At 71.5% G+C, this 25,730-nt stretch carries 20 protein-coding genes; 10 read left to right on the top strand and 10 right to left on the bottom strand.

Annotation, left to right across the window (positions count from 1 at the left end; all coding sequences use genetic code 11):
- Window positions 1-132 precede the first annotated feature (132 nt).
- From BKK79_RS20600 to BKK79_RS20590, 3 genes are read left to right on the top strand one after another with little or no spacing between them, the layout of a single operon-like run.
- Window positions 133-843 carry a response regulator transcription factor gene (locus tag BKK79_RS20600; RefSeq protein WP_071019013.1) on the top strand — a complete coding sequence of 237 codons (711 nt, stop codon included), beginning with the start codon at window positions 133-135 and terminating at the stop codon, window positions 841-843.
- A complete protein-coding gene (locus BKK79_RS20595) occupies window positions 818-2,542 on the top strand; it encodes a FecR domain-containing protein (protein ID WP_157128489.1) in 1,725 nt (574 codons plus the stop codon). Before BKK79_RS20600 ends, BKK79_RS20595 begins: the two co-directional genes overlap by 26 nt.
- A complete protein-coding gene (locus BKK79_RS20590) occupies window positions 2,532-4,970 on the top strand; it encodes a CHASE2 domain-containing protein (RefSeq protein WP_232346413.1) in 2,439 nt (812 codons plus the stop codon). The genes BKK79_RS20595 and BKK79_RS20590 overlap by 11 nt, the downstream gene beginning before the upstream one ends.
- A gap of 28 nt (window positions 4,971-4,998) precedes the next feature.
- Here the strand turns inward: BKK79_RS20590 and BKK79_RS20585 are convergent, their stop codons facing one another.
- Window positions 4,999-5,202 carry a hypothetical protein gene (locus BKK79_RS20585; protein WP_084084975.1) on the bottom strand — a complete coding sequence of 68 codons (204 nt, stop codon included), beginning with the start codon at window positions 5,200-5,202 and terminating at the stop codon, window positions 4,999-5,001.
- Between the two features lie 322 nt (window positions 5,203-5,524).
- Window positions 5,525-6,427 carry a LysR family transcriptional regulator gene (locus tag BKK79_RS20580; RefSeq protein ID WP_071019018.1) on the bottom strand — a complete coding sequence of 301 codons (903 nt, stop codon included), beginning with the start codon at window positions 6,425-6,427 and terminating at the stop codon, window positions 5,525-5,527.
- 99 nt (window positions 6,428-6,526) lie between these two features.
- Here BKK79_RS20580 and BKK79_RS20575 point away from each other — a divergent pair, with 99 nt between their 5' ends.
- From BKK79_RS20575 to BKK79_RS20555, 5 genes are all read left to right on the top strand, one after another.
- Window positions 6,527-8,080, top strand: a complete 1,554-nt coding sequence (locus tag BKK79_RS20575) for an AMP-binding protein (protein ID WP_071019020.1) — start codon at window positions 6,527-6,529, stop codon at window positions 8,078-8,080.
- A gap of 14 nt (window positions 8,081-8,094) precedes the next feature.
- Window positions 8,095-9,279 (top strand): acyl-CoA dehydrogenase family protein, encoded by a 1,185-nt coding sequence (locus tag BKK79_RS20570; RefSeq protein ID WP_071038625.1) that lies wholly within the window; start codon window positions 8,095-8,097, stop codon window positions 9,277-9,279.
- Window positions 9,276-10,253, top strand: coding sequence for a tripartite tricarboxylate transporter substrate-binding protein (locus BKK79_RS20565; protein WP_071038624.1), 978 nt, complete (start codon window positions 9,276-9,278; stop codon window positions 10,251-10,253). The genes BKK79_RS20570 and BKK79_RS20565 overlap by 4 nt, the downstream gene beginning before the upstream one ends.
- 14 nt (window positions 10,254-10,267) lie before the next feature.
- The gene (locus tag BKK79_RS20560) at window positions 10,268-11,362 is read left to right on the top strand and encodes a CaiB/BaiF CoA transferase family protein (protein ID WP_071038623.1); all 1,095 of its coding nucleotides are present in this window, start codon (window positions 10,268-10,270) and stop codon (window positions 11,360-11,362) included.
- A gap of 203 nt (window positions 11,363-11,565) precedes the next feature.
- On the top strand, window positions 11,566-12,552 hold the full coding sequence (locus BKK79_RS20555) for a TonB family protein (RefSeq protein WP_071038622.1): 987 nt from the start codon (window positions 11,566-11,568) through the stop codon (window positions 12,550-12,552).
- 52 nt (window positions 12,553-12,604) lie between these two features.
- On the opposite strand, the gene BKK79_RS20550 is transcribed toward BKK79_RS20555, so the two are convergent.
- Window positions 12,605-13,582: an alpha/beta fold hydrolase gene (locus BKK79_RS20550; protein WP_071038621.1), complete on the bottom strand. Its 978-nt coding sequence runs from the start codon at window positions 13,580-13,582 to the stop codon at window positions 12,605-12,607.
- A complete protein-coding gene (locus tag BKK79_RS41585) occupies window positions 13,579-15,867 on the bottom strand; it encodes an NAD(P)/FAD-dependent oxidoreductase (RefSeq protein ID WP_083384459.1) in 2,289 nt (762 codons plus the stop codon). The genes BKK79_RS20550 and BKK79_RS41585 overlap by 4 nt, the downstream gene beginning before the upstream one ends.
- Before the next feature lie 94 nt (window positions 15,868-15,961).
- On the opposite strand from BKK79_RS41585, the gene BKK79_RS20540 reads away from it, so the two are divergent.
- Entirely contained in the window at window positions 15,962-16,639 is a 678-nt protein-coding gene (locus BKK79_RS20540) for a TetR/AcrR family transcriptional regulator (RefSeq protein WP_071019032.1), read from the top strand.
- Between the two features lie 49 nt (window positions 16,640-16,688).
- On the opposite strand, the gene BKK79_RS20535 is transcribed toward BKK79_RS20540, so the two are convergent.
- Together BKK79_RS20535 and BKK79_RS20530 are read right to left on the bottom strand one after the other, a co-directional pair.
- The gene (locus BKK79_RS20535) at window positions 16,689-17,504 is read right to left on the bottom strand and encodes an MlaA family lipoprotein (protein WP_071019034.1); all 816 of its coding nucleotides are present in this window, start codon (window positions 17,502-17,504) and stop codon (window positions 16,689-16,691) included.
- Window positions 17,505-17,530: 26 nt separating this feature from the next.
- Entirely contained in the window at window positions 17,531-20,263 is a 2,733-nt protein-coding gene (locus tag BKK79_RS20530) for an MMPL family transporter (RefSeq protein ID WP_084084971.1), read from the bottom strand.
- A 273-nt stretch (window positions 20,264-20,536) separates the two neighbouring features.
- Here BKK79_RS20530 and BKK79_RS20525 point away from each other — a divergent pair, with 273 nt between their 5' ends.
- Window positions 20,537-21,175 (top strand): MlaC/ttg2D family ABC transporter substrate-binding protein, encoded by a 639-nt coding sequence (locus BKK79_RS20525; protein WP_071019036.1) that lies wholly within the window; start codon window positions 20,537-20,539, stop codon window positions 21,173-21,175.
- Window positions 21,176-21,231: 56 nt separating this feature from the next.
- On the opposite strand, the gene BKK79_RS20520 is transcribed toward BKK79_RS20525, so the two are convergent.
- The 4 genes from BKK79_RS20520 to hpnI are packed head-to-tail and all read right to left on the bottom strand — an operon-like array spanning window position 21,232 to window position 25,727.
- Complete coding sequence (locus BKK79_RS20520) at window positions 21,232-22,257, bottom strand: lysylphosphatidylglycerol synthase domain-containing protein (protein ID WP_071038620.1); 1,026 nt, start codon at window positions 22,255-22,257, stop codon at window positions 21,232-21,234.
- 7 nt (window positions 22,258-22,264) lie between these two features.
- Entirely contained in the window at window positions 22,265-23,080 is an 816-nt protein-coding gene (hpnK, locus tag BKK79_RS20515) for a hopanoid biosynthesis-associated protein HpnK (RefSeq protein WP_231908243.1), read from the bottom strand.
- Between the two features lie 32 nt (window positions 23,081-23,112).
- Entirely contained in the window at window positions 23,113-24,546 is a 1,434-nt protein-coding gene (gene hpnJ / locus BKK79_RS20510) for a hopanoid biosynthesis associated radical SAM protein HpnJ (RefSeq protein WP_071019041.1), read from the bottom strand.
- Window positions 24,543-25,727 carry a bacteriohopanetetrol glucosamine biosynthesis glycosyltransferase HpnI gene (gene hpnI, locus BKK79_RS20505; protein ID WP_071019042.1) on the bottom strand — a complete coding sequence of 395 codons (1,185 nt, stop codon included), beginning with the start codon at window positions 25,725-25,727 and terminating at the stop codon, window positions 24,543-24,545. The genes hpnJ and hpnI overlap by 4 nt, the downstream gene beginning before the upstream one ends.
- Window positions 25,728-25,730 lie beyond the last annotated feature (3 nt).

Raw genomic sequence — 25,730 nt, 5'->3', positions numbered from 1 at the left:
CAAGCGGGAGCAGTCCCCCGCCCGGCAGGGTCGACGGAAGGGGGGGCTGTTATGTACCATGCGCAGGAAAGGCGCCCTGGCGCGTTTCCGGAGCCGTGCCAGGTGGGCGCGGCGGAGGCAGAAGAGGGAAGTATGAGAATTGCCTCGGTCGAGGATGACAAAGACCAATCCGAGCTGATCCGGCAGATCCTGGTGGACGCCGGCCACGAATGCACCAGCTTCGGCGACGGCAGGAGCCTGTTGCGGGCCCTGCGCGACCAGGTCTTCGACCTGCTGCTGGTCGACTGGCAACTGCCCGACATCGCCGGTCCGGAGATCGTGTCCTGGGTGCGGCAGAACTCCGGGCGCCTGCCGCCGATCCTGTTCGTCACCAGCCGCTCCCAGGAAGAGGACATCGTCGCCGGCCTGACCGTGGGCGCCGATGACTACATGATCAAGCCGATCCGGCGCGCGGAACTGAACGCGCGCGTGCAGGCGCTGCTGCGCCGTGCCTATCCCGAGGCCGCCCAGCAGGAACAGATCGTCCGCCAGGGCAACTACTGCCTGGACGCCGGCGCGCGCACCGTGCTGGTGGGCGGTGAGCCCGTCGAAGTGTCGCCGCGCGAGTTCGAGCTGGCGCTTTTCCTGTTCCGCAACATCGGCCGCCTGCTGTCGCGGGAGGTGGTGGAGCAGGCGGTGTGGGGCCGCAGCATCGGCGCGGGCTCGCGCACGCTCGACACCCATATGTCGCGGCTGCGCATCAAGCTGTCCCTGCGCCCGGAGAACGGGGTCAGGCTGACATCCGTCTATTCCCATGGTTACCGTTTCGAGAGCGTGAATGCAGCGGATGAGCAGGCGGAGTGAAGGGGGGCGTGCCGGCGCCCGGCTGGCGCTGGCGGCTTGCGGGGTGGCGGCTCTCTGTGCCGTAGCGGTCACGCGGGTGTGGGCCGGTCCGGCCGGAACCGAAGGCGAGGACTTCATCTACCTCGTGGAGCGGGGCGATACCCTGATCGGCCTGGCGGACCGCTACATGACACGGCTCGACGGCTGGCGCATGCTGCAGCAGCTGAACCGGGTCGGAGACCCGTACCGGCTGCAGCCGGGCACGCGCCTGCGCATTCCCCTGAAATACATTGCCGAGCAGGCCGGCAGCGCCCGCGCGGTGGCGGTGCACGGCGACGTGCGCGCCGACGGCGCGCCGCTGCGTGCCGGAACGCAACTGGCCGAGGCGGCCCGCATCGAGACCGGCGTCGACGGCCTGGTGACGATCGAGCTGTCCGACCGCTCGCGCCTGACCCTGCCGCCGTCCAGCGCGGTCCAGGTGCGCCGCCTGCGCGCCTTCGCCAAGACCGGGCTGACCGACTCCATGCTCGAGGTCGGGCGCGGCGGCGCCGAGGCCCAGGTGGCGCCGGGCGGCACCGGCGTGGGCCGCTTCGAGATGCGCACGCCGATGATGGTGACCGGCGTGCGCGGCACGCGTTACCGTGTGGCGGCCGACGACGCGGGCAACCGCAGCGAGGTGCTGCAGGGCATCGTCGGCGTGGCCGGCATCACGGGCGCCGGCAAGGTTGGCAAGGCCGGTGCGGCGGCCCGGGTGGGCGCCGGCTATGGTGTGTCGGCGTCCGGCGGCGGCAAGCTGGCCGCGCCGGTGCCCCTGCCGCCGCCGCCGCAGCTGGGCGCGTTGCCGCAGCCGGTGCTGGGCGCCACGGCGCCGCTGCAGTGGCAGCCGGTCGCGGGGGCCAGCGGCTACCGCGTGGTGGTGTCGCGCGATGCCGAACAGACCGAGTGGCTGTCCACGCAGCGAGTCGCAGGCCAGCAGGCCACGCTGGCCGACCTGCCCGAGGGGGTGCTCTACGTGGGCGTCAGCGCCATCGGCGCGCAGCGCCTGACCGGGCCGGCCTCGGTGCAGCGTTTTGTCGTCCGCTTGACTCCGCCGGCGCCGTTCATGCTGCGTCCCGGCAAGGATTCCTCGCAGTACGGGCAGCAGGTCGGCTTCGCCTGGGCCCACGTGGACGGTGGCGTGCGGGCCTACGAATACGAAGTGGCCGGCGACAGCGATTTCCGCGATGCGGCGGTGCAGCCGCTGCGCAGCGAGCAGACCGAGGCCGGCCGCGAACTGGCGCTCGGCAGATGGTGGTGGCGGGTGCGCTCGCTCGACGCCGCGGGCCAGCCCGGCCCGTGGTCGGAGTCGGTGCCGTTCACGGTGGAGCCGCCGCCACCCCAGCCCAGCCTGGCCGACGATGGCGGCGACACGCTGCGCATCCGCTGGCCTGCCGCCGGCGCGGCAGCCGCAGCGGGCTATCGCGTGCAGCTGGCGGACGAGGCACGTTTTACCCATCCGCTGGTCGACGCGCATACCGAGACCAACGAGGTGGCGCTGCCGCGCCCGGGCTCGGGCTTCTACTACGTGCGCGTGGCGCGAGAGGGGAAGGGCGGCGGTAAAGCAGCCGTCAGCGAGGCAGCCTTCTCGGCGCCGCAGCGGATCGAAGTCGTGCAGTACCTGCGCGATGGCACCGGCCAGCCGGTTGCCAGCGCCGGCGGCATGATCCGCCGTGGACAATAGCCGGCCCGGCACATCTCCTGGCGGGCTGCGCGGCGCGCTGGCCGCCTACCTGGCGCCGTACCGGCGCCGCACGCTGCTCGACTGGTGGCTGCTGAGCGCCGCGGTGGCCGTGCTGGCGATCGCCGCCGCGCACTGGCAGTGGACCCAGCGGGCGGACCTGGCGGTCTACGACATCGGCATCGCGGCACAGGCCCATGCGCCGCAGCCGGACATCATGATCGTCGCCATCGACGATGCCAGCATCACCTCGATCGGCCGCTGGCCGTGGCGGCGCGCGGTGCTGGCCGACCTGATCGATCACATCGCCGCCGGCAAGCCGCGCGTGATCGGCCTGGACATCATCCTCTCGGAGCCTGACCTGCGCTCGCCGGGCGACGACATGGCGCTGGCGCGCAGCATGGCGCGTGCCGGCAACGTGGTGCTGCCGGCCCTGGCGGAGGCCGTCGGCGGCAGCTGGACCATCCGCTATCCGCTGCCCTGGCTGGGCGCCGCCGGCATCGGCCATATCGACATGGCGGTCGATGTGGACGGCGTGGCGCGCCAGGTATTCCTGCAGGAGGGGCTGCCCGGCGCCTTGCTGACGCATTTCTCGGCGGTGATCGCCGGATTCGGCCGCAGCGCGCGCCCGGTGGCGGACTACCGTCACGAGAACGCTCCCGATCCCTTCCGCGCCGACGGCGACTGGCAGCGGCGCTACCTGGTGCGCATCCCCTTCGCCGGCCCGCCCGGCACCTTTCCGCGCGTATCCGTGCGCGACGTGCTGTCGGGCGCGGTGCCGCCCGAAGTGTTCCGCGGCAAGGCGGTGCTGGTGGGCGCGGCGGCCACCGGGCTCGGCGACGTGTTCCCGACCCCGGTGTCGCGCGACGGCCGCGGCATGAGCGGCGTCGAGATCCTGACCAACACCATCCAGGCCCTGGAGCAGGGCAGCACGATCGTGGCGGTGGCGGCACCCTGGTTCTGGCTCGGCACCTTGCTGCCGATCCTGCTGGCGGCGCTCGCCGCGCTGATGCTGGCGCCGCGCGCGGCACTGCTGATCAGCGTGCTGCTGGCCGGCGCGGCCTTCGCCGCCAGCCTGCTGCTGATGGGCCTGGCGCACCTCTGGTTCGCCCCGGCCTCCGCCATCGTCGGCTGCCTGCTGTTCTACCCGCTGTGGAGCTGGCGGCGCCAGGAGGCGGTGCTGCGCTTCCTGGCCCAGGAAGCCGCCCGGCTGGAGGCCGAGCCCGGCCTGCTTGGGGCGTCGCCGCCGCGTGGGCCGGCCGGCCGTTCGCTCGACCACCGCATGGAAGCGGTCTACCGCATGAGCTCGCGCCTGCGCGACCTGCGCCAGTTCCTCTCGGACGCGCTGGAGAGCCTGCCCGAGGCCACCGTGATCTGCACGCCGGAGGGCCGCGTGCTGCTGGCCAACCGGCGCTGCGCCATGCTCTGTGCGGCCGCGGGTGGGCGTAGCGCAGGCGAAGGGGAGACGGGCGTGCCGGCCGACGTGCACGAGTTGCTGACCCGGCTGTTTCCCGTGGCCGGCCCCGGACTGGCCTATTGGGAGGGCCTGCATGCAGCGCTGTCGACCGGCGAGGGCAGCCAGGGCGAGGTGGAGGAAGGCGGCGTGGAACTGAGCAGCGGCGACGAGCGTCCCTTCCTGCTGCGCGGCGCCGCGCTGCGCAGCAGCAATGGGGGGCTGGCCGGGGTGATCGTCAGCCTTATCGACATTTCCGAGGTGCGCCGCGCCGAACGGCAGCGCGAGCAGACGCTGCGCTTCCTCTCGCACGACATGCGCTCGCCGCAGGCCTCCATCCTGGCGCTGCTCGAACTGCAGGCCGATGCCGCCAAGGCGCTGCCGCAGCCCGCACTGCTGGCCCGCATCGGCGGCCTGGCGCGGCGCACGCTGGACCTGGCCGACGACTTCATCCGGCTGGCACGCGCCGAGACGCAGCCACTGCGCCTGCTGGAATCGGACCTGGCCGGCCTGGTACTCGACGCCACCGATGCGCTGTGGGCGCAGGCCAGCGCGCGCCGCATCGAGCTGGCGCTGGATATCTGCGAGGAGGCTTGCGTGATGATGGCGGAACCGGCGCTGCTGGCGCGCGCCGTGGCCAACCTGGTCGGCAATGCCATCAAGTTCAGCCCGGACGGCGGCACGGTCGCTGTGAGCCTGGCCCGGGAGGCGGGCACCTATGCGATCCGCGTTTCCGACCAGGGGCCCGGCATCGCGGTAGAGGACCAGGCCAGGCTGTTCCGGCCCTTCAGCCGGCTGCACGAGGGTGAGCACGGCACGCCGGGCGGCGTGGGGCTGGGCCTGGTGTTCGTGCGCACCGTGGTGCAGCGGCACGGCGGCACCATGGCGGTGGAGAGCGAGCGGGGCGCCGGCGCCACCTTCATCATGCGCCTGCCGGCGCCGCCGGAGTCCGGCCAGCGGCCAGCGTCCGGCGGCTAGCGGGTTAGCGGGTTAGCGGGTTAGCGGGTTAGCGGCGCGCCGCCTGCGTGGCGGCACCCTCGGCGCCCGCGGAGCCGGGCGCGGCGAGGCCGGTCACGCGGCTTTCCATCTGCTTGATCTTGCGGGCCTCGCCCGCTTCCTTGCCCTGCTGCAGCGTGACGCAAAGCACTGCCGTCAGCGCCACGGCGACCATGCCGAGGGCGAGATACCCGATCACCTTCGTGCGGTTCATGGCGAAGCCGCTCCTTTCTTGCATTCCACGGAATAAGCACCGCAGTCTAAGGCCGCGCCCGGCAGGCTACTGCAAACAATTGCAATGCCTTGTGCGGCACGCATGACGGGCCGCACGTGCCTGGCGGTCGACACAATTGTTGGCAGTGCCGCACAGCGACCCTCAGTAATATCGCCGCACTGCCGGACCGGCCTCGATCCGCGCGGTTTTCGTGCCCGCCCGGTCCCCCCGCACAGCAGTAGCCGGGCGGGCACGACTTTTTTCCCGGCGCCGCGCCTGGCCGCCATGCCGGTCCACCGTCGCGCGTTACGCGCCTATCCCTTCAGCCGCGCTTGTGCGCGCTGCCTTCCCGCAGCAGTTCGATCATCCGTTGCGCCAGCGGCGACAGGTACGCGCCGACCCGCGAGATCGCGCCGATGCGGCGCCCCAGGTCCAGTTCTCCCTGCCGCAGCGGCAGCGCTCTCAGCCCACCATGCGCGGCACCGTCACGCGTGCCGGCGATGGTGAGCAGGTGTGTGCCGGCGACCAGCTGGAACAGCGAGGTACTGCCGAAATCGATTTCGATGCGCAGCTTCGGCTCGCCCAGGCCGCGCTGGCGGAAGGCGGCGTCGACCTGCTGGCGCAGCACGATGTGGGGCTCCGGCAGCAGCCATTCCTGCTCCGCCAGGTCCGCCAGCCGCAGCGGACCGCGGCCATGCAGCGGGTGCGCCGGGTCGGCCAGCACGGCCAGGCTGTCGTCGAACAGCAGTGTGGCGGCGAAGGCATCGGCATGCTGGCGGGGCAGGGGGGCCACGACGAGATCGAGTTCACCGGCCTGCAGCGAGTCGGTCAGCTCGCGTGCCAGCCGCCGGTGCAGGCGCAGCCGGCCGGCGGGGCGCTCGCGCAGCAGCTGGCGGCAGGCATCCAGCACCAGCGCCTCCGGGATGGAGGGGGAGTAGCCCAGCCGCAGCATGCCGAGCTGGCCGGTGCGGATGCCCTGCATTTCCTGCAGCGCATCGTCGTACTCGAGCTGGATGCGGCGCGCGCGTTCGAGAAAGCGCGCTCCCGCCTGGGTCGGACGCATGCCATTGGCACTGCGCTCGAACAGCGGCAGGCCTGCCTGCGCTTCCACGCGCTGCAAGGCCTTGGTCAGCGCCGGCTGGCTCAGCCCGAGCGCCTCCGCCGCGCGGCCGATGCTGCCGTGCAGGGGGATCGCCAGCAGGTATTCCAGGTCGCGGGTCTCCATCTTTGCATTCCTTATGGTTATGGCTTGATAGCTGATGCGCCATTGTAGGAATGGGGGGCATCTTACAGACTGGGGGCCGGATACATCAAGGAGACAACGATGGCTTTTGCCCTCTTCCTGCAGCGGGCCGCGCGCTACTGGGGCGACCGGCCCGCGGTCATGCATCGCGAGCGCGTGCTCAGCTTCCGCCAGCTCGACGAGCGTTCCACCCGGCTGGCCAACGCCCTGCTGGGCCTCGGCCTGCGCCCCGGCGACCGCGTCGCGGTGCAGTCGCGCAACTGCGCGGAACTGGTCGAGATCGAATGCGCGCTGTACAAGTCCGGCCTGGTCAAGGCGGCGCTGAATCCGCGCTTCACCGCCGCCGAGGCCAGCGACGTGGTGGAGAACTGCACGCCGCGCGCCTTCATCGGCGGCGACGGCTATACCGGCTACGCGCGCACCACGCCGGGCTTCGCCGCGGTCGAGGCCTTCGTGGCGCTGGGCGGGCCGGCGGCCGGCTACCTCGGCTACGAGGACCTGCTGGCGCGTGGCGGCACCAGCCGGCCGCCGCATCGTGCGGCGGCGGCCGATGCCGCCGTGCTGCATTTTTCCTCGGGCTCCACCGGCCGCATCAAGGCCGCCGTGCAGAGCTACGGCAATCGCATGGCGTCGCTGCGCAAGATGCTGCTGGGCATGGACCGGCAGGCGCGGCCGGGCGACCGCCTGGCCCTGATCGGCCCGGTCACCCATGCCTCCGGCATGCTGATGCAGCCCTTCCTGTACTGCGGCGCCACGCTGGTCCTGTTCGATCGCTTCGAGCCGGCCCACTTCCTGGCCGAGGTGGCGCGCCTGCGCATCACCCATGTGTTCATGGTGCCGGCGATGATCCACATGCTGCTGGCGGATCCCGCTCTGGAGCAGGCCGACCTGAGCAGCCTGAAGACGCTGAGCTATGGCGCCGCGCCGATGGCGCCGGCGCGCATCCGCGAGGCCTGGGAGCGCATCGGGCCGATCCTGTCGCAGGGCTACGGCGCCAGCGAGTCGACCTCGGGCGTGACGCGGCTGTCCACCGCCGATCATGCCGAGGCGATCGCCGGCCGGCCCGGGCGGCTGGCCTCCTGCGGGCGCCCGCACGGCGAGACCGAGGTGCGCGTGGTGGACGAGCAGGGGCGCGAAGTGGCGGGCGACGCCATCGGCGAGATCGTGATCCGTGGCGAGGATGTGTTCCAGGGCTACTGGGGCGAGCCGGAGCTGACGCGCGAGGTGCTGGTCGACGGCTGGCTGCGCACCGGCGACCTGGCGCGGGTGGACGAGGAGGGCTTCATCTACCTGGTCGACCGCAAGAAGGACATGATCATCTCGGGCGGCTTCAACGTCTACCCGACCGAGGTGGAGGCCGTGCTCTACCAGCACCCCGACGTGATGGAAGCCTGCGTCATCAGCGTGCCCGACGCGACCTGGGGCGAGAGCGTCAAGGCCGTGGTGGCGCTGCGCCCGGGGCGCGCGCTCGAGGCCGCCGCGCTGATCGCGCACTGCCGCGAGCGCATCGCCGACTACAAGACGCCGCGCTCGGTCGAGTTCGTCGGCGAACTGCCCAAGAACCCGAGCGGCAAGGTGGCGCGCAAGGTCGTGCGCGAGCCGTACTGGCAGGGCGTGGCCCGCCGCGTGAACTGAGGAGGAAGCAAGCCATGTTCGATCATCTGACCGATCCCGCCCTGGTCGACCTGCGCGCGCGCATGCGGCGCTACGTCGAGGAGGAACTGGTGCCGCTCGAGCGCGAGCTGGGCCTGGACGCCGAGGCGCCCTGGCCGCGCGAGGTGCTGCAGGGGGTATGGCGCCGCTCCAGCGAGCTGGGCTTCTACCAGGCCTGCCTGCCGGTGGCGCTGGGCGGGCAGGGCCTGAGCATCGCCGCCCAGTGTGCGCTCAAGGCCGACCTGGCCGCCAGCGGTGCCGTGCTGGCGCCGAACGTGCTGGGCGACCTGGGCGGCCCGCCGCGCGTCGGCAATATGCTCAAGTACGCCACGCCGGACCAGCTCGAACGCTACTTCAAGCCGGTGATCCGAGGCGAGAAATCCGTCTGTTTTGCCTTGACCGAATTGCACTCGGGCTCGGACGCGCAGAGCATCACCACCAGCGCCGTGGCCGACGGCGACATGCTGCGCATCGATGGCGGCAAGCACTACATCAGCGGTGCGCCCTTCGCCGACTTCGCCATCGTCATGTGCGTCACCGACGCCGGCGCCTCGCCACCGGCGATCTCCGCGGTGCTGGTCGACCTTGACCTGCCCGGGGTCAAGGTCAGCCAGGACTATGTGCCGATGTCCGGCCAGCACATCGACGCCGACATCACCTTTACCGACGTGCGCGTGCCGCGCGCCAACATCCTGGGCGGCGAGGGCAACGGCTTCAAGCTGGGCATGTCGCGCATCAACGTGAACCGGCTGCTGCATTGCCCGAGCATGCTGGGACTGGCCATGCGCGCCTACCGCTCGTCGCTGCAGTACGCCGGCCAGCGCCGCCAGTTCGGCGGCCCGATCGCGCGCTTCCAGGCCATCCAGCACATGCTGGCTGACATGGCGGCCGCGCTGTGGGCCTGCGAGAGCATGATCGCGCAGACCGCCGCGCTGGCCGATGCCGGCGCCGACCTGCGCATGAAGGCCGCGGCCTGCAAGCTGTTCGTCTCCGAACGCTGCTTCGAGGTGGCCGACAAGGCGGTGCAGATCCACGGCAACGTGGGCGTCACGCGCGGCCACCCGGTCGAGCAGGCCTTCCGCAAGCTGCGCATGTTCCGCGTCTTCACCGGCACCAGCGAGATCCAGCGCAACACCATCGCGCGCGCCATCCTGCAGCCGGCGCAGGGAGAACCGTCATGAACCGCAGGCAATGGCTGACGCTGGCCGGGGCGGCGGCGCTGGGCGGCCTGGCCGGCCCGGCGCGCGCGGACGCCGGCTACCCGAAGCGCCCGCTCCGCCTGCTGGTGCCCTTCCTGGCCGGCAGCGCGCCTGACAGCACGGCGCGCGTGCTGGCCGAGGGCCTGCGCCAGCGCCTGGGGCAGCCGGTGGTGGTGGAGAACGCGGCCGGCGCGGGCGGCGTGATCGGCGCCGGCATGCTCAAGCGCGCCGCGCCCGACGGCTACACGCTGGGCGTGCTGGCCAACACGCACGTGATCAATGTGCACACCTTCCGCCGCCCGCCCTACGATCCTGCGCGCGATTTCACGCCGATCGCCGCGCTGGCGGGCGGGCCCACCGTGCTGGCGGTGCCGGCGTCGGCGCCGTACCGCAGCGTGGCCGACCTGGTGGCCGCGTTGCGGCGCAAGCCGGGCGGATTCAGCTTCGGTTCCGGCGGCAAGGGCAGCATCGCCCATCTTGCCGTCGAGATGCTGCTGCACCAGAGCGGGACCCGGGCCCTGCACGTGCCTTATAAGGGCGCCACCGAACTGGTCGCCGCGATGCTGAGCGGGCAGACCGACTTCGGCATGCCGGTGCTCGGCACCGCCGCGCAGTACCTGCACAACGGGCAGCTGCGCGCCCTGGCGGTGTCGTCGCCGGCCCGCTCGCCGTACTTCCCCGAGGTGCCGACGCTGGCCGAGGCGCTGCCGCCGGGTTTCGTCATCGACAACTGGAGCGGGCTGTTCGCGCCCGCCGGGCTGCCGGCGCCGCTGCTGCAGCGCCTGTTCGCCGCGGTCGGCCAGGTGCAGGCCAGCGGGGCGTTCGACACACAGTTGCGCGCCACGGCGGGCGAACTGCGCCGCAGCCCTTCGCCGGCCGAATTCGCCGCGCTGGTGGCCGGCGACGCCCGCCGCTACGGCGCGTTGATGAACGAGATCGGCATGGAGTCGACCTGATCGGAGCTGGTGCGATGGAGAAAGCGGAGTGGTCCTGCCTGAAGGACGTGAAGATCATCGACCTGAGCCAGCTGCTGCCGGGTCCCCATGCGACCACCTTGCTGATGCAGCTCGGTGCCGAGGTGGTCAAGGTGGAGCAGCCTGGTACGGGGGACACCTCGCGCCAGCTCGGCGCGGCGGTGTTCGCGCAGTTCAACCGCGGCAAGCGCGCGCTCGCGCTCGACCTGAAGAGCGCGCAGGGCAAGGCGGATTTCCTCGCGCTGGTACGCGGGGCGGATGCCGTGGTCGAGGGCTTCCGCCCGGGCGTGCTGCGGCGGCTGGGACTGGACTATGCGGCGCTGTCCGCGGTCAACCCAGCCATCGTGCTGTGCTCGATCTCGGGGTTCGGGCAGGACGGGCCCTATGCCGACCATGCCGGCCACGATCTCAACTACCTGGCGCTGGCGGGCTACTGGTCGGTGCCGGCGCAGGTGGAGGACAAGGTCTCGCGCCCGCGCACCCGCATGTCGGACTATGCGGCCTCGGGCTATGCCGCGCTGGCGCTGGCCGTGGCGGTGATGAGCGCGCGCCGGCATGGGCGCGGCCAGCATCTCGACGTCTCGATCCATGACGCCATCCTGTCCTGGACGGCGCACGGCGCCTGGGCCGCGCGCGCGCACGCGGACAAGCCGCTGGACGCGCCCAGCGTGCTGCCGGACAACGACCTGTTCGCCACCCGCGACGGCCGCTGGCTGGCGCTGGGCATCCTGGAGAACAAGTTCTGGCTGGCGTTGGGCGAGGCCCTGGGCGCGGCGCATCCCGTGCTGCACGATCCGCGTTTCGCCACGCGCGCGGGCAGGATGCGCTACAAGGAAGAGGTCCACGCCATGCTCAAGGGCATCTTCCTGGGCGGCACACTGGCGGAATGGGAGGCGGCCTTTGCCGGGCGGGACCTGCCGTTCTCGCCCGTGCTCGAGGCACAAGCGCTGTTCGACGACCCCCATGTGCAGGCGCGCGGCATGATCCGCTCGCTGCCGGAGGAGAAGGCGATCGCGCTGCGCTTTCCCGTCAAGTTCTCGCTCGGCCTGCCCGACAGCGGCACGGAGGTGCCCCCGCTGGGCGGAACCTGACGCTGGGTGGCGGCTGGGTGGCGGCTGGGTGGCGGCGGGCACGGCGGGAGCGGGTGCGCCGACACGGCGCAATCTGGGTATGATGGAAACGATGGCGTCGCTCAGGCAGGCGCCGCCGAATATGCCGGATCACGCCGGATCACGCCGTCAAGAGCCACCCCCTCATGCAACGCACGGTCGCGCCCGCACGCCCAGGAGCTCATATGCCACGGTCGCACAAGCTGCCGTCACCGCGTTCCCTGCTGCTGGCGGCCTGGCTCGCCGCGCCCGCTCTATGTGGCGCCGTGACGCTTGCCATGCCGCTGCGCGATCCCGCCACCCATGCCACCACCACTTGCCAGCTCGAGCCGCCGGTGTTCCCGCCGGCCCTGCGCGCGGCCCACGCCAGCGGAGGGGTGCAGGTCGAGCTGGTGCTGGGCCTGGACGGCAGCATCGAGTTCGCCCAGGTACGGCAGGGCTCCGGCCAGGCGGCCTTCGACGACGCCGCGCTGGCCGCGGCGGGCCGGGCCAGGTGCCAGCCCTTCCGCGATGCGGCCAGCGGTGCCCCGGTGCGCGGCAGCGCGCTGGCGCGCTTCGAGTTCCACCTTGCCGACGGCGGCGGCGCCTCGCGGCCGCAGGCCGAACCCTTGACCCTGAACAGCGAGCAGCGCGCCGCATCGCCGCCGCAGGTGTTTCCCGCCAATTACGACGAGGCGCTCAGCGTGCTGGTGCGCGCTTATGACGTGGACGCGGTGGTGACGGCGGGCATGGACAAGGCCTTCGCCAGGCTGCCCGAGCGGATCGGGCCGGTGCCGAAGGCACGCTTTGTCGAATGCACGCGCGGGCACTTGTCGGGGCCGGTGCTGGAGCAGGTGGTGCGGCCCGGCTTCGCCATGGTGCTGTCCGATCCGGACCTGATGCTCAAGCTGGCGCGCCTGCTGAACTCGCCGCTGGGCCGCAAGGTCAAGGAGGCGACGCTGGCCGGCAAGGCGCTGGAGGCTGCCGGCATCACCGGTGCGGATGCGCTGGAGGCCAACCGCATGCTGGAAAGCCCCGACCTGAGGGCCTTTCTCGACGGGGGCGGCCTCAAGCGCATCAACGACGCGGTCGCGCCCTATCTCTTCGTGGCCAGCCGGCAGGCGCGTGACGCCTGCCTGAAGGAACTGGTGCCGCCCGGCACCTACCCGCTGCAGAACGAGCGCCCCGCCTGAGCGCGGCGGGCCGTGGCAGGCCGCGTCCGGTGCCTGCGCGGCGGCGCCGCGCTCAGCCCACGGCGACCGCCTCGGGCCGGTGTAGCTGCGTGGCGGCCTCGCGCACGAAGCGCACGCTGGTGTCCACCGCCGTGATCGGCAGCATGTGCCCGCCCGGCACCAGCACCAGCCGGGCGCCCGGCACCTTGGCGGCGAGCGCCTCGCCGTTGTGCGCCGGATCGAGGATGCGGTCTTCGCGTCCGTACAGGATGCTGAGCGGCAGGCGCAGACCGGCGTAGGCCGGCACCTGCGGCGGCAGGCTGTGGCCGGCCGCCACCAGGTCCTCCGAGGCGGCGATGAAGTGGCTGGGCCGCAGCGCCAGCAGGCCGCCCCCGCGCGTGGCGAAGTCTTCCGGTACCGGGTCGGGACCGAACACGATCGACATGACCTGCTCGCGGCGGGCGATCGACATCGGCACCGCCAGTGTCCAGGCGATCAGCCGGCGCAGCCAGGGGCGCTCGGTGGCGAGCGCCTTGAATACCGCCGGCACGCTTTCGGGCGGATGCGTGAGCGGGGCCAGCAGGGCCAGTCCGCCGACGCGCCCCGGGTGGCCGAGCGCCAGGGCCAGCGCGATCGCGCCGCCCAGCGAGTGGCCGACCACCAGCGGGCGTTCCAGGCCGAGCCGGTCGATCAGCGCGGCCAGCGCGGCGGCCTGGGTCGGCAGGTCGGCGCCGGTGCCGGGCTGGCGCGTCGAATAGCCGGAGCCCGGGCGGTCCACCGCAATCACGCGGAAGTCGCGCGCCAAGGGCTCGATCATGCCGTAGGCAAAGTTGCCGAGCTGGCCGGACAGGCCGTGCACCAGCAGGATGGCCGGACCCTGGCCGCGCTCGACCACGTGCAGGCGCGCGCCCGGCACGTCGACGAAGCGGCCGGTGGGCGGCATGCCCTGTTCGATGCGCCGCGCGATGCGGCCGGTGAACCAGGCCAGGCTGGCGCCCAGCACGAGCAGCAGCGCGAGCACGGCGAGGAGGACGGTGGTGAGGACGCTCATGATTGCAGGCTCCGGCCGATCAGGTTCCAGTAACGGACCGGCGCAAGCCGCTCCAGCAGGGAAAGCACCACCGCGTCGCTGCCGACCAGCACGCGTGAGCGGCGTTTCTCGATGCCACGCAGGATGATATCCGCGGCCTTGGCCGGCGGCATGCGCAGCAGCTTTTCCGTGCGCTTCAGGCGTTGTTCGACCTGTTCGCGCGGGATGTCGCCGGCCACGCGGGCATTGCGCGCGATCGAGGTGGCGATGCCGCCCGGATGCACCACGGTCACGCCGATGCGGCTGTCGGCCAGCTCGTGCCGCAGTGCGTTGGAGAAGCCGCGCACGGCGAACTTGCTGGCCGAGTAGGCAGCCTGCCCCGGCGGCGAGATCAGGCCGAACAGGCTCGACAGGTTGACGATGCGGGCATCGTCGCTGCGGCGCAGCAGGGGCAGGAAGGCACGCGTCATGCGCACCACGCCCTGGAAGTTGATCGACATCAGCCAGTCGAAGTCGGACTCGCTGACCTCTTCGAAGCTGCCGCCCAGCGCCACGCCGGCGTTGTTGACCAGCAGGTCGACGCGGCCGTGCTCGGCCATCACCGCCACCGGCAGCGCGGCCACGGCCTCGCGGTCGGCCACGTCGAGCACGTGCAGGCTCACGCGTACCTGGCGCAGCTCCGGCAGCGCGGCAGTCTGCTCCAGGCCGGCGCGATCGCGGTCGGCCAGGGCCAGGTGGCAGCCGCGCAGCGCCAGCGCCTGCGCCAGCGCGCGACCGATGCCGCTGCCCGCGCCGGTCAGCACCGCCACCCGACCCTTGAGCTGCATCTGCGCGCCGAGCGGCGCGTCGAACTGCATCACGCCGTCGTCGATGCGGCCGTAGCGGATGGTCAGCATGTCCATGAAGTAGTTCTGGTACACGCGCCAGGGCTTGCGGTCGCCCTGCCTGGGCAGCACGCTGGCGGCGCGCTGCACGTAGCCCGAGGTGAAGTCGAGGAAGGGCTCGGCCTGCACCTGGCCGTCGCGGCGCGCCACCGCGATGCGGCGGCCGTGGCGGTCCATGTAGCGCAGCAGGCGGCACACGTACTCGGCGGTCAGGTCGGCCTTCAGTGTCCACGAGGCATTGGTGTAGCCGAAGGCCAGCACCATGTTCGGCACGTCGCTCAACATCATGCCCTTGTAGGCGATCGATTCGGCCGGCACGCGCCGCTGGCCGTCGACGGTGATGGCGATGTCGCCCAGCATATTGAGCTTGAGGCCGGTGGCGACCACCACCACGTCGGCCGCCAGTTCCTTGCCCGAGTCGAGCTGGATGCCGTGCTCGGTGAAGCGCGCGATGGTGTCGGTGACGACCGAGGCGCGGCCGTCGCGCAGTTCGCGGAACAGGTCGCCGTCGGGCACCAGGCACACGCGCTGGTCCCAGGGTTTGTAGCGCGGCGTGAAGTGCGTGCCGACGTCGACGCCGGGGCCGAGCTGTTCGGCGGCCATGCCGACCATGCGCAGCTTGACCTGCTCGGGGCGGCGGCGCGCCAGCTGGAAGAAGAACATCCCCAGCAGCACGTTCTTCCAGCGCGTGATGCCGTAGGCCAGGCCCTCCGGCAGCAGGCGGCGCAGCTTGTGCGCGATGGCGTCCTGGCCCGGCCGCGCCACGATATAGGTGGGGGAGCGCTGCAGCATGGTGACGTGGGCGGCGCTCTGCGCCATCGCCGGCACCAGCGTGACGGCGGTGGCGCCGCTGCCGATCACCACCACGCGCTTGCCGGCATAGTCGATCGACGGGTCCCAGAACTGCGGATGCACCATGCGGCCGCGGAAGTTCTCCTCGCCGGCGAAGGCCGGCCGATGGCCTTCGGCGTAGCTGTAGTAGCCGGCGCAGACATAGAGCAGGCGCGCCCGCCACTGCACCCGGCTGCCGTCGGCGGCGCGTTCGGCCTCGACCGTCCAGCAGGCCGCGCCGCTGTCCCAGTCCGCGCGGATCACCTTGTGACCGAAGCGGATGTGCCGGGTGATGCCCGCTTCGTCGGCGGTCTCGCGGATGTAGGAGAGGATCGAAGGGCCGTCGGCGATGGCCTTGGCGCCTTTCCAGGGCTTGAAGCGATAGCCCAGCGTGTACATGTCGGAATCCGAGCGGATGCCCGGATAGCGGAACAGGTCCCAGGTGCCCCCCATCGACGCGCGCGCCTCGAGGATGGCATAGCGCTTGCCGGGGCAGCGCTGCTGCAGTTGGCGGGCGGCGCCGATGCCGGACAGGCCGGCGCCGACGATGAGGACGTCGAGCGGTGAGTCTTGGGGGGCGGTGGCAGTCATGGAGAGGTCCGGATGAAATGCGCTTCTGACACTTTAGGTTGTCAGATTCCTTATGACAACCCAATCTGACAATAGGGAATGTCATAATGGCGGCATGACCTCCGAGCTTTCCCCCGCCCGCCGCTACCGCGGCGCCGATGCCGATGAGCGGCGCGCCCAGCGCCGCTGCCAGCTGGTTGCCGCCGCCATCCAGGTGTATGGCGAGCGCGGCTACCAGCATTCCACCGTCAAGGCGGTCTGCGAGGCCGCCGGCCTGACCGAGCGCTATTTCTATGAATCCTTCGCCAACAGCGAGGCCTTGCTGGCAGCGTCCTTCGAGACGGTGACCCAGGTGCTGCTGCAGCAGCTGGTCGCGGCCGGCGAGGCGGCCGGCCGCAGCGGCCGGCGCCGCGCGCTGGCGATGCTGCAGGCCTATTTCGGCGCGCTGCAGCGCGATCCGCGCTCGGCGCGGGTGTTCCTGGTGGAGATCCAGGGCGTCAGCAAGCAGGTGGACGAGGCGCTGGACGCCTCCTTGCGCGGGCTGGGCAGCCTGCTCGCGCAAGCCCTGCTGCCGGCCGGCGAGGAGCCGGATGCGCTGCTGCTGGCCGGCGCCACCGGCGGCATCATGCATGTCGCGCTGCGCTGGATCCGCAACGGCTATGCGCCCGCGGTCGAGCAGGTGGCCGCCACCGCGCTGCAGCTGGCCCTGGTGATCACGCGCAAGCCAGTGGTGCTGGCGCAACAGGCGGCGCCGGCCGGTGGCACGGCGCCTTGTCTTCAGGCGGGCGTTTGAAGCGCGCGGCAGCGCCGCGTGCGTGCGGGATGGGAATCGGGGATGGGCGTCAGGGCTTGGCCGGTTCCGGCTGAGCGGGTGCGGCGGGCGCGGCGCCGGCGGGCTTGGGTGCCGCCTGGCCTTCGCCTTCGCTTTCGCTGTCCTCGTAGTTGGGCAGGTTCTTGTCGGCGCGGCTGCCTTCGATCAGGTAGCGCCGGCGCTGCAGGTAGGCATCGCGCGTGAAGGCGTACTTGTCGAGCGCCGCCAGCGACAGCAGGTCGGTGGCGCCCAGCAGGTTGGCGCGGGTGTCGACCACGTTGACGGCGAACAGGCTGTAGCGCCAGACCGGATCGATGTAGGTGGTCGGGTCGAGCAGGAAGTTGGCGCCCAGGCCGACACCGTCGCGCACGGAGCTGGGGCCGAAGAAGGGCAGCACCAGATAGGGGCCGGACGGCAGGCCCCACACGCCCATGGTCAGGCCGAAGTCCTGCGAATGGCGGTTCAGGCCGGCCGGTGTGGCCACGTCGAACAGGCCGCCGATGCCGAACACCGTGTTGATGGTCACCCGCATGAAGCTCTCAGTGGCATCCACGGCCTTGCCCTGCAGCAGGTTGTTGACCACGTTGCCGACGTCGCCGATGTTGGCGAAGAAGTTGGTCACGGCGCTGCGCACCGGTTGCGGCGTCACCGCCTTGTAGCCCTTGGCGACAGGCTGGGCCACATAGGTGTCGACCTTGTCGTTGACCTGGTAGACGGCGCGGTTGAGCGGCTCGAGCGGATCGTCGGGCGAGGCCTGCGGACCGCTCGCGCAGCCGGCGCAGAGCAGGGCGGTGGCGGCCAGCACGGGCAGCGGATGGGGGCGGAGAAGCGGAAAGGTACGGCGCATGGCTCTGGTCTTGGGTTCGTGCCGGCTCAGCGCGCCGGCGAGGAGGTCTTGGCCTTGTTCCTGCGTTTGCGGCGGCGCTTGCCGGGCTGGCCGCTGCCGGCCACCGGGTCCGCCGGGGCCGTGCCGGGGCGGGCCCCGGCGCGCTGGCGCGGGCGGCCCATCAGCATCGGCTGGAAGAACACCGCGCCCGCCAGCGTGCAGGCCAGCGCCAGCGCCAGCAGCTTGCCCATGCTGGACGTGCCGGGGTGGCTCGACAGCCACAGGCTGCCGAAGGCGGTGGCGGTGGTGGCGGCGCTGAACAGCACAGCGTGCGTCAGGCTGGATTGCAGCAGGTGGGTCTTGCCCGCCCGCCAGGCGATCACATAGTAGATCTTGAAAGCCACGCCGATGCCGAGCAGCAGCGGCAGCGCGATCACGTTGGCGAAGTTCAGCGCGATGCCGAGCGCCACGCACATCTCCAGCGTTACCACGGCCGACACCAGCAGCGGCACCAGGGTGCGCAGCACGTCGCCGACGCGGCGCAGGGCGATCCACAGCAGCACGGTGATCGACAGCACGGCCCAGATGCCGGCGTGGGCGAAGGCCGTCATGATGGTGTCGGCCGAGCCGCGGATCACGATCGGACCGCCGGTGGCCGCCGGCTCGACCCGCTGCACGGCTTCGATGAAGCGGCCGAGCGCCTGCTCGCGCGCGCTGTCCTGGCCGGCGCCGCCGGCAGGCGGCAGTTTCGGGCTGATGCCGACCAGGGCGCGGCCGTCGGGCGCCAGCCAGTCGCGCACCAGCGCCGGTGGCAGGCTTTGCTGGCTGACCGGCTGCGGCGACAGCGCCAGGTCCAGGCGCGCCAGTGCCAGGCGCAGCGGCAGGCTGAGCGCCTGTTCCGCGCGGTCGCGCGTGGCGGCATCGGCGGCGGCGAGCTGCCTGAGTGCCTTGCCGAGGCGTGCAGCCTCGGCCGCGCCCGGGCCCGGATGGTCCTCGGCGGCGAGCCCGAGCTGGCGCGCGGCCTGCTTCAGCGAGGCCACGCGCAGTGCGTCGGTGGCCGGCGGCGAAGAGGCCTGCCGCAGTACCGGCTGCAGATTGGCCGCGGCGGCCGCGATGGCTTCGAGCTTGGGCCCCTGGTCGGCCGGGATGAAGGTCTGCAGCGTGATCACGCGCGCCACCTCGGGCAGCGCCGACAGCTTGCCGGCGACCTGCCGGGCGGCGTCCAGCGAGGGCGCCAGCACGCTGACGTCGTCGGTGCCGGCCTGCGGCGCATCCTTCAGCGCCAGCAGCGTGGCCATCGATTCGGAGTGCGGGTCTTTCAGGTGGAGCGGGTCGAAGTCGAAGCGCAGGTGCAGCAGCAGCGGCGAGGCCAGCAGGATGGCGGCGCTGGTGGCGAGCAGCACCGGTTTGCGGTGGCGTTCGAAGAAGGCGTCGGCGGGCGCCAGCCAGCGCACCCCCGGTGCGACGCGGCCGCCCTCGGGCCGCATCAGCGAGATCAGCGCCGGCAGCAGTGTGAAGGTGCCGAGGAAGGCCACGATCATGCCGACGCCGGCGATCTTGCCCAGTTCCGCCACGCCGCGGTAGTCGGTGGGCAGGAAGCAGAAGAAGGCGGCGGCGGTGGCGGCGGCGGCCAGCGCCAGCGGCATGGCCGAGACGCGCGCGGCGCGCTCCAGCGCCGTGCCCACGTCGACGCTGTCGTCCACATGGCGCTCGGCGCGGTAGCGCACGCCGAACTGGATGCCGAAGTCCACGCCCAGGCCGACGAAGAGCACGGCGAAGGCCACCGAGATCATATTGAGCGCGCCCACCATGGCCAGGCCCAGCGCGGCGGTCATCAGCAAGCCGGCGAACAGGCTGATCAGCACGGCGATGATCAGCCGCTTGGAGCGCAGTGCCATCCAAAGGATCAGGATTACCGCCAGCACGGTCAGGGCGCCGTTCAGCGCGGCCCCCTCGCTGACCGAGGCGAACTCGTCGTCGGCCAGCGGCTGCGGCCCGGTCAGCCGCACCTCGGCACCGAAGCGTTCGGCCAGGCGCAGCTTGGCCGCCGCGGCACGGATCGCCGCCGAGGCCGCGGCGCCGGCTTCCAGGTCGCTGTAGTCGAGCACCGGACTGACCGTGACGAAGCTGCGCGCGAGGCCGTCGGGGCCCGGCCGCATGTCGGCGTCGAGCAGGCCCATCCACGACAGGGCGGCCGGCTTGTGCGCCAGCACGCCCTCGACCGCGCCGGCGCCCTGGCCGAGCAGGGTGGCCATGTCGGACAGCTTGACCTGGCCGAGCTGCAGCGGCAGCGCCAGCGTGGTCGAGAGCGTATCGGAGAGGCCGCGCAGCGAAGGATCGCGCGCGAGCGCATTGAGGAGGGGCCGGGCCTCGCCCAGCTGCGCGGTGGTTTCCTTGACCGCGCCGGTATCGAGGAACAGCAGGCCGTTGCGGCCGAAGAACTCGCCGCCGCCGGGCTGGCTGACCGCATGGAAGCGTGCCGGCTGCTGGCGCAGCGCGGCGGCCAGTTCGTTGGCGGCGGCATCGGCCAGTTCGAGCGCGGGTGCCTGGACCACCGCGAGGATCATCTGCTCGCGCTGCGGGAAGGCCTTGCCGATGGCGGCATCGCGCTGGGCCCACGGCTGCCTGGATTCCAGCAGGCGGCCGATGTCGGTATTGATGGCGAAGTGCCGTGCCACGTAGACGCCGCTGAGCAAGCTCAGCAGCCCGGCCAGGACGATCACGCTCCAGGCGCGTGACGTAGAGAATTTGACGATCCGGGTGAGCAGCGACGTGAGCATGTGAGGGGTGGCGTGCAGTACGGCAGCCGGGAGTATACCCGCGTGGGGGTGGGGGAGTGCCGCTGGCGCAGTCGCAATGTGATTGCTGTGCCTCGCGGCGGGCCGGCAAGCCGCTCGGCTATACTTCTTCGTTACTGACCGGCTCAAGATCAGGTTTCCTGGCGGCGGGGCCGGCCCTGCCCGCCACCGTCACGCGGGCCTCCCGCGCCCGTCCCGGGGCTCAAGCCCAAGCCTCAAGTTCCTCGTTCCTCGTTTCCAGCCTCCACCTCCAGCATGAATACCCATCGCATCGTTTCCCTGATCCCGCTGGCCGCCGTCGCCGTGGTATCCACCGTGCAGGCGCAGGCCATCGACCGCGCCACGGCCAGCCCGGACAAACTGGTGCGGGCCGCCGTCGAAGGCGTGATCACCACGATCCAGTCGAACCCCGAGACGCGCAGCGGTGACCTGGCCAAGATCACCGCGGTGGTCCAGCGCCAGTTCCTGCCGTTCACCGATTTCCAGCGTACCACCCGGCTGGCCGTCGGCGCAGCCTGGAAGGACGCCACGCCGGAGCAGCGCACGCAGCTCCACCAGCAGTTCGAAGCGCTGCTGGTGCGCAGCTATGCCGTCTCGCTGTCGCAGTTGCGCGACCAGAACGTCAAGTTCCGCTACCAGCCGGCGCAGGCCGCGCAGGGACCGAACGACGTGGTGGTGCAGACGCGCGTGATGAACAACGGCGACGAGATGCAGATCGACTATCGCCTGCAGCGCACGCCCAGCGGCTGGCGCATCTACGACATCAATATGATGGGGGCCTGGCTGATCGAGGTCTACCGCAAGCAGTTCGCCGACATCGTCGCGCGCAGCGGTGTCGACGGCCTGGTCAAGTACCTGATCAACCACAACGCCAAGCAGGCCGCCGACGCCTGATCGGCGGCCGACCGCCTGCGTGGCCGGCCGCCGCGAGGCGGGCCGGCCACGGCGGTTCAGGGCAGCGGCGCCTCGCGCGCGTCGGCCGGCGCCGCCTTGGGCGCGCCACGGCGCCAGCGGTGCAGTTCCAGCCATTGCCAGGACAGCAGTGCCGGCACGCCGAAGAGGATTTCCCGCGCCCGCTTGACCAGGGCCAGCGACATCGAGGTCTGCGGGTCCACGCCCAGCATGTGGCCCAGCAGCAGCACCACAGCCTCCTGCACGCCGAGGCCGGCCGGCACGAAGAAGGCGACATGGCGCACGGCCTGGGTCAGGGCCTCGATGGCCAGCGCCTGCCACAAGGGTACCGGGTGGCCCAGCAGATGCAGCGCGAACCACACTTCCAGCGTACCCGCCAGCATGCCGGCGAACTGCCAGGCCAGGGCCTGCAGCAGCACGCCGCGGCGCTGGTTCAGCCGCCGGATCTGGGCGTCGAGGCGCGCGCCGTCGATCATCACGGCGATGCGGTGGTCCTCGCCGAAGATGCGCTTGGCCGCGCCTTCCAGCTTCTCGAAGATGGCGCTGTGGCGCAGCGAGAGCGCGAACAGCACCGGCACCGGCAGCGACAGCAGCAGGCCGGCCAGGATCACGGTGGCATGGCCGCCGGTGTCCATGGCCAGCAGCAGCATCAACACGCCCAGCACCGAGAACAGGTATTGGGCCAGCAGCGTCACCATCACTTCGACCACCACGCTTGCCGCGACGGCCGTGGTGTCGTGCACGCGCAGGCGTGCCAGGCGGATGCCGACCAGTTCGCCGCCGATGCTGGCGGTGGGCAGCAGGCGGCCGACCGCCTCGCGCACGGCCGCGATCCACCACAGGAAACCCAGGCCGGCACGGCGGCCGGGATCGGCCGGCGCCAGCAGCACGCGCCAGCCCTGCGCATCGAGCAGCAGCGGCACGGCGTGGAAGGGCACCAGCAGCAACAGCAGCCAGCCGCCCTGCGCCAGGATGTGCGCGACGTCGCCGACACCCTGGTGTGCCACCAGGGCGGTCAGGCCGAGCAGGCCGAACAGGCCGGTGAGATAGGCAATCCGTTTCATCTTTGCTTCAGGCGGGCGCCAGGCCGCCGAACACGTCGGCAAAGCCGCCGCGCCGTGGCGCCACTTCATCCATCGCGGCACGCACGCGCGGCGACAACAGGGCCGCGAGTTCGTCGGCGTGGCGGTAGCCAGCCATCGATTGCGTGACGCGCGCACCGGACTCCACGCCCGGGTGCAGGTAGATCTCGCCCACGCCCGGCGGCAGCCGGCGCAGGGCATCGAGCAGCACCGTCTCGTCCATGCCGCCGCTGTTGGCGATGCCCACCACGTAGTCGTTGTGGGCGACACCGGCGGCGCGCAGGCGCCGGCGCAGCAGCGCCAGCCAGGGGCGCAGCAGCAGCGGTGCGCCGTTTTCCAGCGGCAGCCGCATGGCGCGCAGGCCGTAGGCGCGGCCGATGCGCAGGATCAGCGACAGCACCGTCGGGTGCAGGTGGAAATGCTTGTGCGTGTTGACATGGTCGAGCGGCAGCCCGGTGGCCGCATAGGCCTCGAACTGCGCGCGGATCTCGGCCTCCAGCTGCCGCCGCACGTGCGGCAGGAAGAAGAAACGGCAGCCGTCGCGCGCCATGGCCGAGCCGAAGCGGCCCTCGGCGTCGACCAGGTCGGGGATCGCGCTGCGCGGCAGCACCGCAGGACCGTCGGCCAGCACCACGTGCAGGCCGACGCGCAGTGCCGGCAGGCGGCGCGCCCGCGCCACCGCGTCGGCCGCCGCCGGCGCGCCCACCATCAGGCTGGCCGCGTTGAGCACGCCGTCGCGGTGCGCCAGTTCGACCGCCTCGTTGACCCCGGTGGTGAGGCCGAAGTCGTCGGCGGTGACGATCAGTGCGCGGGCGGGGTGGGCAGGCTGTTCCAGGATCAGGCCTCGTGCGAGCGCAGGAAGCGGAAGAACTCCACGCCTTCGCGCAGGCGGCGCTTCATCATGTCCCAGCTGCCCAGCATCTCGCGCACGATCTCCCAGATCTTGCTGGGGCGGAAGTAGAAGCGCTTATAGAAGGTCTCCACGCCGTGGTAGATCTCTTCCTTGCTGAGGTGCGGATAGCTGATCGCCGCGAGCTGCACGCCCTTGTCGTTGACCAGGTTGATCACCTTGTTCTCCTCCAGCCAGCCGTTCTCCACGGCCTGGTCGTACAGGCGCGTGCCGGGGTAGGGCGCGGCCAGCGACACCTGGATGGTGTGCGGGTTGATCTCCTTGGCGTACTCGATGGTCTTCTCGATGGTCTCGCGCGTCTCGCCGGGCAGGCCCAGGATGAAGGTGCCGTGGATCTGGATGCCCAGCTTGCGGCAGTCCTCGGTGAAGCGGCGCGCGATGTCGGTGCGCAGGCCCTTCTTGATGTTGTGCAGGATCTGGTCGTCGCCCGACTCGTAGCCCACCAGCAGCAGGCGCAGGCCGTTTTCCTTCATGATCTTCAGCGTGCTGTACGGCACGTTGGCCTTGGCGTTGCAGGACCAGGTCACGCCCAGCTTGCCCAGGCCGCGTGCGATCTCTTCCACGCGGGGCTTGAAGTCGGTGAAGGTGTCGTCGTCGAACATGATCTCCTTGACCTCGGGCATGTTCTCCTTGATCCACTTCACCTCGGCGATCACGTTCTCCGCCGAGCGGGTGCGGTAGCGGTGGCCACCGACGGTCTGCGGCCACAGGCAGAAGGTGCACTTCGAGCGGCAGCCGCGGCCCGTGTAGATCGACACATAGGGGTGCTTCAGGTAGCCGATGAAGTAGTTGTCGATCTTCAGGTCGCGCTTGTAGATCGGGGCGACGAAGGGCAGCTCGTCCATGTTCTCGATCATCGGGCGCGGGCCGTTGTGCTCGTGCGAGCCGTCGGCCAGCTTGTAGCTGAGGCCGAGCACGTCCTTGAGCGGCTTGCCCTGCGCGACTTCCATGCAGGTGTAGTCGAATTCCTCGCGGCAGACGAAGTCGATGGCGTCGCTGGCGCCCAGCGTGCCGCCCGGGTCCACCGCCGGCTTGGCGCCGACCATGCCGATCATCACGCCGGGCTTGCGCTTCTTCAGTTCCTCGGCGAACTTGGCGTCGGTCGGGAAGGAGGGCGTCGAGGTGTGGATGATGACGAGGTCGTAGTCGACGGCGATGTCCAGCGTCTGCTGCACGGTCAGCTCGTCGGCGGGCGCATCGAGCACGCGGCTGCCCGGGATCAGGGCCGCCGGCTGCGCCAGCCAGGTCGGGTACCAGAAGGACTTGATTTCGCGCTTGGCTTGGTAGCGCGAGCCGGCGCCGCCATCGAATCCGTCGAAGGAGGGGGCTTGCAGGAACAGTGTTTTCTTTGCGGCGGTCATAGCGGCTTGCGGGAAACGATGCCGTTTGCGGCTGGGTTGAGTTTGTCGGGTTCCGGGCGGGCGGCCTGCGCACGTGGCGCGGCCGCCGCCGTGGCGGGCCGGTCTTGGGTCGACATCACCTGGTCGCGCCAGCGCACGCGCTTGCCGGGCAGGGCGGCAGCCCATTCGGCCAGCAGCAGCATGTCGCGCAGCGGTGCCAGCAGCGCGTCGCCGGCGCTGCCGGCGAGCACGCTGCGCGCGGCCGCGCCGGCGGCGGCGATGGCCAGCACCGCCGGCAGCGGCGCCAGGGCGAGGCCCAGCGCCAGCATCGGCCAGGTGAAGGTAATGAAGGTGAAACTGAAGCCGGCCGGGTTCAGCGAGCGGATCGTGCGCAGCCAGCGCAGCTCGTGGCTCCACAGCTCGGCCAGGCGCGTCTCGGTCACGTCGGTGCCGACCACGACCTCGGACAGCACCGTGCGCAGGCCGAGCTGGCGCGCGAGTTCGCCCAGCCAGAAGTCGTCGGCCAGGCGGTCGGACAGCGCTTCGAAGCCGCCGATGGCGGCCAGCGTGCCGCGGCGCAGCGCGATGGTGGCGCCGAAGGCGAAGCGGCGCGAGCCGCCGGCATGGGCGATGCGCACCGACGGCGCGAACCAGCCATCGATGAAGCCGGCGCCCAGGCGCGACCACAGGCCGCCGACCGGGCGCCCGCGGTACAGGCAGGTGACCACGCCGACCTGCGGGTCGGCCAGCGGCGCCGCCACGCGCACCAGGTAGTCGGGCGGCACGGCGATGTCGCTGTCGGCCAGCACCAGGTCATCGTGGCGCGCGGCGGCGAACAGGTTGATCAGGTTGCTGACCTTGAGGTTGCTGCCGTGCACGCGCGGATCCACCACCAGGGCGATGTCGCAGGCGGGGAAGTCGGCGCGCAGCCGCTCGACCACGGCGATGGCCGGGTCGGCGGCGTCGCGCACGCCGAACACGATCTGGTAGCACGGATGCGTCTGGCGGCACAGGCCGGCCAGGTTCTCGTACAGGCGCGGCTCGGCGCCGCACAGCGGCTTGAGCACGCTGACCGGACGCGGCGCGGCCGGCGCCGGCCAGGCCGCGGGCGCGCGCCGGCCGGCCCAGGCGGCGGCCAGGGCATAGCCCGCCGCCACCGAGGCGAGCGCGCTGCCAAGCAGGGTCGGCCAGGCTGCCGCCATCGT

The sequence above is a fragment of the Cupriavidus sp. USMAA2-4 genome, from assembly GCF_001854305.1.
Classification (GTDB): Bacteria; Pseudomonadota; Gammaproteobacteria; order Burkholderiales; family Burkholderiaceae; genus Cupriavidus; species Cupriavidus malaysiensis.
Note: the sequence above shows the minus strand (reverse complement) of the source record. Positions and strands in the feature narration are given on the sequence as shown.